At 75.0% G+C, this 9610-nt stretch carries 9 protein-coding genes; 8 read left to right on the top strand and 1 reads right to left on the bottom strand.

Annotation, left to right across the window (positions count from 1 at the left end; all coding sequences use genetic code 11):
- From dxr to AC5FZL_RS12930, 6 genes are all read left to right on the top strand, one after another.
- Positions 1 to 934: 1-deoxy-D-xylulose-5-phosphate reductoisomerase (dxr, locus tag AC5FZL_RS12955; protein ID WP_493619248.1), on the top strand; the 934-nt coding region annotated here is incomplete at its 5' end.
- Entirely contained in the window at positions 931 to 2262 is a 1332-nt protein-coding gene (locus AC5FZL_RS12950; RefSeq protein WP_493619246.1) for a M50 family metallopeptidase, read from the top strand. The genes dxr and AC5FZL_RS12950, both read left to right, overlap by 4 nt.
- Before the next feature lie 43 nt (positions 2263 to 2305).
- A complete protein-coding gene (ispG, locus tag AC5FZL_RS12945) occupies positions 2306 to 3472 on the top strand; it encodes a flavodoxin-dependent (E)-4-hydroxy-3-methylbut-2-enyl-diphosphate synthase (protein WP_493619244.1) in 1167 nt (388 codons plus the stop codon).
- A gap of 13 nt (positions 3473 to 3485) precedes the next feature.
- Complete coding sequence (locus tag AC5FZL_RS12940; RefSeq protein ID WP_493619242.1) at positions 3486 to 4373, top strand: GNAT family N-acetyltransferase; 888 nt, start codon at positions 3486 to 3488, stop codon at positions 4371 to 4373.
- Positions 4374 to 4590: 217 nt separating this feature from the next.
- On the top strand, positions 4591 to 4986 hold the full coding sequence (gene gloA2, locus AC5FZL_RS12935; protein ID WP_493619240.1) for an SMU1112c/YaeR family gloxylase I-like metalloprotein: 396 nt from the start codon (positions 4591 to 4593) through the stop codon (positions 4984 to 4986).
- A 45-nt stretch (positions 4987 to 5031) separates the two neighbouring features.
- Positions 5032 to 6339, top strand: coding sequence for a uracil-xanthine permease family protein (locus AC5FZL_RS12930; RefSeq protein WP_493619238.1), 1308 nt, complete (start codon positions 5032 to 5034; stop codon positions 6337 to 6339).
- 77 nt (positions 6340 to 6416) lie between these two features.
- Here AC5FZL_RS12930 and AC5FZL_RS12925 read toward each other — a convergent pair whose 3' ends face one another.
- Complete coding sequence (locus AC5FZL_RS12925; protein WP_493619236.1) at positions 6417 to 6914, bottom strand: DUF4396 domain-containing protein; 498 nt, start codon at positions 6912 to 6914, stop codon at positions 6417 to 6419.
- An 84-nt stretch (positions 6915 to 6998) separates the two neighbouring features.
- Here AC5FZL_RS12925 and AC5FZL_RS12920 point away from each other — a divergent pair, with 84 nt between their 5' ends.
- Positions 6999 to 8765 carry a proline--tRNA ligase gene (locus AC5FZL_RS12920; protein ID WP_493619234.1) on the top strand — a complete coding sequence of 589 codons (1767 nt, stop codon included), beginning with the start codon at positions 6999 to 7001 and terminating at the stop codon, positions 8763 to 8765.
- Positions 8762 to 9583, top strand: a complete 822-nt coding sequence (locus tag AC5FZL_RS12915) for a TSUP family transporter (protein ID WP_493619232.1) — start codon at positions 8762 to 8764, stop codon at positions 9581 to 9583. The genes AC5FZL_RS12920 and AC5FZL_RS12915 overlap by 4 nt, the downstream gene beginning before the upstream one ends.
- The last annotated feature ends 27 nt before the right edge of the window (positions 9584 to 9610 follow it).

Here is a 9610-nt window from a genome sequence, read left to right as displayed (position 1 = left end):
GCTGGCCGGTCCCGACGCCGCCGCGGAGCTCGCCGCCCGCCCGTGCGACGTCGTCCTCAACGGGATGACCGGCTCCGTGGGCCTGCGCCCCACCCTCGCGGCCCTGCGCGCGGGGCGGACGCTCGCGCTCGCCAACAAGGAGTCCCTCATCGCCGGCGGGGCGCTGGTCACCGCCGCCGCGGCGCCGGGGCAGCTGGTGCCGGTGGACTCCGAGCACTCGGCGATCGCCCAGTGCCTGCGCGGCGGCCGGGCGCAGGAGGTGCGCCGGCTGCTGCTGACGTCGTCCGGCGGGCCCTTCCGCGGGCGCACCCGGGAGCAGATGGCCGGCGTCACCCCCGAGCAGGCGCTCGCCCACCCGACGTGGTCGATGGGCCCGGTGATCACCACCAACTCCGCGACCATGGTCAACAAGGCGCTGGAGGTCATCGAGGCGTCGCTGCTCTTCGGCCTGCCCGTCGACCGCGTGGACGTCGTCGTCCACCCGCAGTCGGTCGTGCACTCGATGGTGGAGTTCACCGACGGCGCCACGCTGGCCCAGGCCTCGCCGCCGGACATGAGGCTGCCGATCGCGCTCGGCCTCACCTGGCCCGACCGGCTGCCGCGCCCCGACTACGGGATCGACTGGACCACGGCGTCGACGTGGGAGTTCGAGCCGCTGGACGAGCGCGCCTTCCCCGCCGTCCGGCTCGCCCGCGAGGCGGCGGCCACCGGCAGCACGGCGCCGGCCGTCTACAACGCGGCCAACGAGGAGTGCGTGGCGGCCTTCCTCGACTCGCGCCTGCCCTTCCTGGGGATCGTGGACACTGTCGAGCAGGTCGTCGCCGAGCACGTGCCGGTGGCACCCGACTCGATGGGCGTGGACGACGTCCTGGCGGCGGAGGCCTGGGCGCGCGCCCGGGCCCGCGAGGTCCTGGCATCACGAGGAGCGGCATGAGCACGGTCATCGCCTGGGTCGTCGGCGTCGGGGTGCTCGTCGTCGGGCTCGCCGTCTCGATCGGCCTGCACGAGGTCGGGCACCTGCTCCCGGCCAAGCGCTTCGGGGTCAAGGTGACCCAGTACATGGTCGGCTTCGGCCCGACGGTGTGGTCGCGGCGGCGCGGGGAGACCGAGTACGGCGTCAAGGCCGTGCCGCTGGGCGGGTACATCCGGATGATCGGGATGTACGCGCCCGCCGCCGACGGCACCGTGCGCAGCGGCTCGACGGGCGCCTTCCAGGCGCTGGCCGAGGACGCCCGCCAGCTGGCCGCGGAGGAGGTCGGCCCGGGGGAGGAGCACCGCACCTTCTACCGGCTGCCCGTGCGCAAGCGCCTGGTCGTCATGCTCGGCGGCCCGGTGATGAACCTGCTGCTGGCCACGGTCTTCCTGGGCCTGGTGATCACCACGATCGGCCTGCCGGCGCTGACCCCGCGCGTGTCGACCGTGTCGGAGTGCGTGCTCTCCGCGGCCGACGCCGAGCGCGGCTGCCAGCCCGGCGACCCGCAGGCCCCCGCCGCGGCCGCCGGCATCCGCCCGGGCGACGTCATCCTCGCCGTCGACGGGCGCGAGGCGGACGGCGACTGGACCCGGGTGCAGTCCGCGATCCGCGAGGCGGCGGGGCGCACCGTCGCGGTCGAGGTGGAGCGCGACGGCGAGCCGGTCGTCCTCCAGGCCGCGGTCATCGCCAACGACGTCCCCCGCCTCGACGACGAGGGGGCGCCGGTCACCGACGCCGACGGCGAGCTCGTCACCGACCGCGTCGGCTTCCTCGGGGTCTCCCCGAGCACCGAGCCGGTGCGCCAGCCGGTGACCGCGGTGCCCGGCTACGTCGCGGACGCCACCTGGGCCACCGCCGAGGTCGTCCTCAACCTGCCCGCCCGCATGGTGGGGGTGGCCCAAGCGGCCTTCGGCGACGCCGAGCGCGACCCCAACGGGCCGATCGGCCTGGTCGGCGCCGGCCGGCTGTCGGGGGAGATCGCCAGCAGCGACCTCTTCGCCACGACGACGCAGCGGGTCGCGGCGATGCTCGGCCTGCTGGGCTCGCTGAACCTGGCCCTGTTCGTCTTCAACCTCGTGCCCCTGCTCCCGCTGGACGGCGGCCACATCGCGGGTGCGCTGTGGGAGGGGGCCCGCCGGCGGGTCGCCGCGCTGCGCGGGCGGCCGGACCCCGGCCCGTTCGACCTGGCCCGGCTGCTGCCGGTCACCTACGTGGTGACCGCGCTGCTGGTCGGCATGTCGGTCCTGCTCCTCTACGCCGACATCGTCCGCCCGATCACCCTGGGCTGAGCCGGTCCCACGGTCCGGTCCCGGTAGGGGCGATACTGGGCGCATGGCGATCCCCGTCAGCCTCGGCATGCCCGCGGCTCCCCCTCCGGTGCTCAGCCCACGGCGCCGCTCGCGCAAGATCAAGGTGGGCAGCGTGGCCGTCGGCGGCGACGCCCCGGTGAGCGTCCAGTCGATGTGCACCACCCCTACCACCGACATCAACGCCACGCTCCAGCAGATCGCCGAGCTCACGGCGTCCGGCTGCGACATCGTGCGCGTGGCGTGCCCCAGCCAGGACGACGCCGAGGCGCTGCCGATCATCGCGATGAAGTCCCAGATCCCGGTGATCGCCGACATCCACTTCCAGCCCAAGTACGTCTTCGCCGCCATCGAGGCCGGCTGCGCGGCCGTGCGGGTCAACCCGGGCAACATCCGCAAGTTCGACGACCAGGTCAAGGAGATCGCCAAGGCCGCCAAGGACCACGGCACCTCGATCCGGATCGGCGTCAACGCCGGGTCGCTCGACAAGCGGATCATGGACAAGTACGGCAAGGCGACGCCCGAGGCCCTCGTGGAGTCCGCGGTGTGGGAGGCCTCGCTCTTCGAGGAGCACGACTTCCACGACTTCAAGATCTCGGTCAAGCACAACGACCCGGTGGTCATGGTGCGGGCCTACGAGATGCTCGCCGAGCGGGGCGACTGGCCGCTGCACCTCGGCGTCACCGAGGCCGGGCCGGCGTTCCAGGGCACGATCAAGTCGGCGGTGGCCTTCGGGTCGCTGCTCAGCCGGGGCATCGGCGACACGATCCGCGTCTCGCTCTCGGCCCCTCCGGTGGAGGAGGTCAAGGTCGGCATCCAGATCCTGCAGTCGCTGAACCTGCGCCCGCGCAAGCTCGAGATCGTCTCCTGCCCCTCCTGCGGGCGCGCCCAGGTCGACGTCTACACGCTCGCCGACGAGGTCACCGCGGGCCTGGAGGGCCTGAGCGTGCCGCTGCGCGTGGCCGTCATGGGCTGCGTCGTCAACGGTCCGGGCGAGGCCCGCGAGGCCGACCTCGGCGTCGCCTCGGGCAACGGCAAGGGGCAGATCTTCGTGCGCGGCGAGGTCGTCAAGACCGTGCCGGAGCACGACATCGTGGCCACCCTCATCGAGGAGGCGAACCGCCTCGCGGAGCAGATGCGCCTCGACGGCGAGCTCGCCGCCGAGGGTGCGCCCACCGTCTCGGTCAGCTGAGCGGGGTCCGTCCGTGGTCCTCCCCGTCTTCCGCAGCCCGCTGCGCGTGCTCGACGACGCCGACCGGGCCGACGTCCTGGCCCTGTGCGCCCAGGACCCGGTGGCGAACGTCTTCGTCTCCAGCCGGGTCAGCCAGGTCGGCGTCGACCCGGCGCGCCTGGGCGGGCAGCTGTGGGGCTGGTACCCCGAGGGGCGCCTGACCGCGGCCTGCTGGGAGGGCGCGAACCTCGTCCCGGTGCTCTCGCGCCGCGGCGGGGGCGGCGGTCCGGACGCCGACGCCCTCGACGCCTTCGCCACCCGGGCGCGCCGCCACGGCCGGCGCTGCTCGTCGCTGGTGGGCCCCGCGGACGCCGTCCTCGGGCTGTGGGAGCGGCTGGAGGAGGCCTGGGGCCCGGCCCGCGACGTGCGCCCCGACCAGCCGCTGATGGCGATCCGCGGCCTGCCGCAGGTGGCCCCGGACCCTGCGGTGCGCCTGGCCACGCCCGCCGACCTCGACGTGCTCGTGCCGGCGTGCGTGGCGATGTTCACCGAGGAGGTCGGGTACTCGCCGACCGCGGGCGACGGCGGGGCGACCTACCGGCGCCGCGTGCAGGAGCTCGTCGGCGCCCGGCGCTCGTTCGTGCGGATCGAGGAGGTCGGCGGGAGCCCCCAGGTGGTCTTCAAGGCCGAGCTGGGCGCCGTCTCGCCGGGCGTCGCCCAGGTGCAGGGGGTGTGGGTGCACCCCGAGCGCCGCGGGGAGGGCCTGGCCGAGCCGGGGATGGCCGCCGTCGTCGTCGGGGCCCAGGCGGCCGGCTACGGCGTCGTGAGCCTCTACGTCAACGACTTCAACACCCGCGCGGTGCGGGCCTACGCCTCCGTGGGCTTCGAGCAGGTCGGCACCTTCGCCACCGTGCTGTTCTGACGCCCGCGCGGCGCCTCCTCGCGCCGTTCATGGGGCAGTCGGGGGTGCGGCGGCCCGGGACCCGGGTCTTCTCCATGATCGGTGCCCGCGCTGCGGAGCGGGCGGATCCGTGCCCGCTCCTGGTGCGCGCGGGGTGGCCCCGTGCCCGCTTCTGGTGCGCGCGGGGGCGCCCCGTGCCCGTCGGCGCGGGGCGCGGAGGGGTGCCTAGGGTGGCGCGATGCCCCTGCAGCTCCGCCGCTTCCACCACGTGGCCGTGATCGCCACCGACTACGAGCGCTCGAAGCGCTTCTACACGGAGGTGCTGGGGCTGCGCGTGGTCCGGGAGACGCACCGGGCCGCGCGCGCCTCCTACAAGCTCGACCTCGAGCTGCCCAGCGGTGACGCCGTGGAGCTCTTCAGCTTCCCGGACCCGCCCGCGCGGCCCTCGCGCCCCGAGGCCGCGGGGCTGCGCCACCTCGCGTTCGCCGTCGACGACCTGGACGCCGCGGTGGCGGCCCTGTCGGAGCAGGGCGTGGCCGTGGAGGACGTGCGCGTGGACGAGACCACCGGGCTGCGCTTCACCTTCTTCGCCGATCCGGACGGCCTGCCGCTGGAGCTGTACGAGCAGCACTAGCCTCCAGCCGCGCCCGGAGGACCCGGGCGCGGGAGGAGCGGTCCTGTGAGCACGACGATCTGGCGCCAGCACGGGGACGGGCGCACCATCGCCCCCGGTGCGGTGGTCGCGCCCGACGAGCGGCTGAGCTGGCCGCGCACGGTGGGCATCGGCCTCCAGCACGTCGTCGCGATGTTCGGCGCGACGTTCCTCGTGCCGCTGATCACCGGCTTCCCGCCCGCCACCACGCTCTTCTTCTCCGCCCTGGGCACGGCGCTGTTCCTGCTGATCACGCGCAACCGCGTGCCCAGCTACCTCGGCTCGAGCTTCGCCTTCATCGCCCCGATCGGGGCGGCCACCGCCAGCGGCGGCCGCGCCACGGCGCTCGGCGGCGTCGTGGCCGCCGGCGTGCTGCTGGCGCTCGTGGGCCTCGTGGTGCACCTGGCCGGCGCGGGGTGGATCGAGCGGCTCATGCCCCCGGTGGTCACCGGCACGATCGTCGCGCTCATCGGCCTCAACCTGGCGCCCAGCGCCAAGGACAACGTCGAGGCCGCGCCGGTCACCGCCGTGGTGACCATCGCCGCCGTCGTGCTGGTCGGCGTGCTGCTGCGGGGCATCCTCGGGCGGCTGTCGATCCTCGTCGGGGTGCTCGTCGGCTACCTCGTGGCCGTCCTGCGCGGCGAGGTCGACTTCGACGCCGTCCGCGAGGCCGCGTGGGTGGGGCTGCCGGAGTTCACGGCCCCCTCCTTCGACGTCTCGGTGCTCGGCCTGTTCCTGCCGGTGGTGCTCGTCCTCGTCGCCGAGAACGTCGGCCACGTGAAGTCGGTGGCCGCCATGACCGGCCGCGACCTCGACCCGGTCACCGGCCGGGCGCTGCTCGCCGACGGCCTGGCCACGACCCTCGCCGGCCTCGGCGGCGGCTCGGGCACCACGACGTACGCCGAGAACATCGGCGTGATGGCGGCCAGCCGCGTCTACTCCACCGCGGCCTACGCCGTCGCGGCGGCGGCCGCGTTCGTGCTCAGCCTCTCGCCGAAGTTCGGCGCGGTGATCGCCACGGTGCCCCAGGGCGTGCTGGGCGGCGCGGGCACGGTGCTCTACGGCCTCATCGGCGTCCTGGGAGCCCGCATCTGGGTGCAGGCGCGGGTGGACTTCTCCCGCCCCGCGGCCCTGACCAGCGCCGGCGTCGCCCTGGTGATCGGCGTCGCGAACTACACGTGGTCGCCCGGAGACCTGGAGTTCGGCGGCATCGCCCTGGGCACCGCGGCGTCCCTGGTGATCTACCACCTGATGACGGCGGTCGGGCGCTGGCGCGGCACCGACGTCGAGCCGGCGAGCCCGGCGTCCCTGCCGCCGGCGGACCCGCGCGGCTGAGCGCGAGCGCGCCTAGGGGTGTCAGGACGACGACGACCCCTGGATCGTCGTCGTTCTGACACCCGCAGGTCGCGGGGTCAGCGCTGGTGCAGCGCGTGGACGACGGCGTGGCCCCGGCCCCTGCTGATCAGCGCCCGGTTCACCGGCGTCGTGACGACGAACGCCAGCGCCAGCGAGCCGGCCAGCGAGAGCCAGAACACCGGGCTGGCCAGGCCGGCCTCCATCGCGCCGGGGATGGCGACCATCGCGGTGTTGTCGACGACCTCCATCACGGCGATCGAGAGCGTGTCCGCGGCCAGGGCGACGCCGAGCGCCGCCCGCAGGTCCACGCCGGTGCGCAGGACGCCGCGCACGGTCAGGGCGTAGCCGAAGACGAAGGCCAGGGCGACCGAGAGGGCCACCGTCGCGGCGGCGTGCCAGCCCAGCGCGGTGCCGATGACCATCCCGAGCACCTCGCCGATGGCGCAGCCGGTGAGGCAGTGCAGCGTCGCCGTGGCGGCCATCGCCCAGGACGCCCGAGCGGGCGCGTCGTGGCCGGTGCCGGTGCCGTGGTGGTGGGCGTGTCGGGTGTCCATGGCGGCACGAACGCCATACCCCCCAGGGGTGTTCCCGAGGTGGTGGCGCCGCGGGGCCGTCGCGCCCCGGTAGCCTCGTCCCTCGTGCTGCTGCGGATGTCGACCCTGTTCCTGCGGACCCTCCGGGAGGACCCCGCCGACGCCGAGCTGCCCAGCCACCGGCTGCTCGTGCGCGCGGGCTACATCCGCCGCGCCGCCCCCGGTGGGTACACCTGGCTGCCGCTGGGCCACCGGGTGCTGCGCCGCGTCGAGGCGATCGTGCGCGAGGAGATGGACGCCATCGGCGCCCAGGAGGTGCTCTTCCCCGCGCTGCTGCCCCGCGAGCCCTACGAGGCGACCGGCCGCTGGACGGACTACGGCGACAACCTGTTCCGGCTCAAGGACCGCAAGGGCGCGGACTTCCTCCTCGGCCCCACCCACGAGGAGATGTTCACGCTCCTCGTGAAGGACCTCTTCTCGTCCTACAAGGACCTGCCGCTCAGCCTCTACCAGATCCAGACGAAGTTCCGCGACGAGGCGAGGCCGCGCGCCGGCCTGCTGCGCGGTCGCGAGTTCGTCATGAAGGACTCCTACTCCTTCGACACCCACGACGCCGGGCTGGAGCAGGCCTACGCGCGCCACCGCGCCGCCTACGTGCGGATCTTCGAGCGCCTCGGCCTCGACTACGTCATCGTCTCGGCGGTCTCCGGGGCGATGGGCGGCTCGGCCAGCGAGGAGTTCCTGCACCCCAGCCCGTTCGGCGAGGACACCTTCGTGCGCTCCGCGGGCGGCTACGCGGCCAACGTCGAGGCCGTCACCACGCCCGTGCCGCCGGCCCTGGACTGGGACGACGCCCCTGCCGCGCACGTCGAGGACACCCCCGACACCCCGACGATCGAGTCGCTGGTCGCGCTGGCGAACGAGCGCTTCCCCCGCCCCGACCGCCCATGGACCGCGGCGGACACCCTCAAGAACGTCGTGGTCACCCTGCGCCACCCCAGCGGTGACCTCGAGCCCCTCGTCATCGGCCTCCCCGGCGACCGCGAGGTCGACGAGAAGCGGCTGGAGGCCGCGGTGACCCCGGCCGAGGTGCTGCCCTTCGGCGAGGCCGACTTCGCCCGCCACCCGGCGCTGGTCAAGGGCTACATCGGCCCCGGCGTCCTGGGCACCGAGCGCGCCAGCGGCATCCGCTACCTGCTCGACCCCCGCGTCGTGCCCGGCACGCGCTGGGTGACCGGGGCCGACGAGCACGGCCGCCACGTCTTCGACCTCGTCGCCGGCCGCGACTTCACCGCCGACGGCACGATCGAGGCCGCGGAGGTGCGCGACGGCGACCCGGCGCCCGACGGCTCCGGCCCGCTGGAGAGCGCGCGCGGCATGGAGATGGGCCACGTCTTCCAGCTCGGCCGCAAGTACGCCGAGGCCCTGGGCCTGCAGGTGCTCGACGAGAACGGCAAGCTCGTCACGGTCACCATGGGCTCCTACGGCATCGGCGTCTCGCGCGCCGTGGCGGCCATCGCCGAGTCGCTGCACGACGACCTCGGCCTGGTCTGGCCGCGGGCGGTGGCCCCGGCCGACGTCCACCTCGTCGCCGCGGGCAAGGACGAGGCCGTCCTCGCCGGCGCCGAGGAGCTGGCGGGGGCCCTGCACGCGGCCGGGCTCACCGTGCTGCTCGACGACCGCCCCCGGGTCAGCCCCGGGGTGAAGTTCAAGGACGCCGAGCTCCTGGGCATCCCCACCATCGTCACCGTGGGCAAGCGGCTGGCCGACGGCGTCGTGGAGGTGCGCGACCGGGCCACCGGCGAGCGCACCGACGTCGCCGTGGCCGACGCCGCCGCCCACCTGGTGGCGCTCGTGCGTTCCGCGGAGTGACGGGCGGCGCCCTCGCCCTCGACGCGCTCGACCTCGGGATCGAGGTCTCCCCGGGCACCCTGGCGCTGCTCCTGCTCGCGGCCCTGGCCGCCGGGTGGGTCGACGCCGTGGTGGGCGGCGGCGGCCTCGTGCAGCTGCCGGCGCTGCTCCTCGTGCCGGGGATCGCCCCGGTGCAGGCCCTCGCGACGAACAAGCTCGCCGGGTTCGCCGGCACCACCACGAGCGCCCTGACCTACGCCCGCCGCGTCGACCTCGACTGGCGCACGGCCGTGCCGATGGCCGTGGTCGCCGGGGGAGGGGCCGCGGCCGGCGCCGCGGTCGCGCACGCGGTGCCCGCCGCCGCGCTGCGCCCGGTGACCCTCGTGGCGCTCGTCCTCGTGGCGCTGTGGACGCTGCTGCGACGGCCCCCGGCCGACGACCCCGTGCTGCGCTGGGGCGGGGCCCGGCACGTGGGCACCGCCGTCGTCCTCGGCCTCGTCGTCGGCACCTACGACGGCGTGCTCGGCCCCGGCACCGGCAGCTTCCTCGTCGCCGGCCTGGTCGGCCTGGGGTACGCGTTCCTCCAGGGCAGCGCGGTGGCCAAGGTGGTCAACGCGGCCACCAACCTCGGCGCCCTCGTGGTGTTCACCGTCGCGGGCAGCACGCTGTGGGGGCTCGGCCTGGCCATGGCCGTCGCCAACATGGCCGGTGGCTACCTGGGGGCGCGCACCGCGGTGGCCCGGGGGAGCGCCTTCGTGCGCGGCGTCTTCCTCGTCGTGGTCGCGGTGCTCGTGCTGCGCCTGGGCGCCCAGGTGGTCGGCGACCTCAGCGCCCGGTGAGCCCCGGCAGGGCGACCAGCTCGGCGG

It is taken from the genome of Quadrisphaera sp. DVD1 (assembly GCF_058932755.1).
Note: the sequence above shows the minus strand (reverse complement) of the source record. Positions and strands in the feature narration are given on the sequence as shown.

Excerpts from the sequence above, each read along its gene's own strand:
- AC5FZL_RS12950 (WP_493619246.1), top strand. The coding sequence starts at position 931 with ATGAGCACGGTCATCGCCTGGGTCGTCGGCGTCGGGGTGCTCGTCGTC.
- ispG (WP_493619244.1), top strand. The coding sequence starts at position 2,306 with ATGGCGATCCCCGTCAGCCTCGGCATGCCCGCGGCTCCCCCTCCGGTG.
- gloA2 (WP_493619240.1), top strand. The coding sequence starts at position 4,591 with ATGCCCCTGCAGCTCCGCCGCTTCCACCACGTGGCCGTGATCGCCACC.
- AC5FZL_RS12925 (WP_493619236.1), bottom strand. The coding sequence starts at position 6,914 with ATGGACACCCGACACGCCCACCACCACGGCACCGGCACCGGCCACGAC.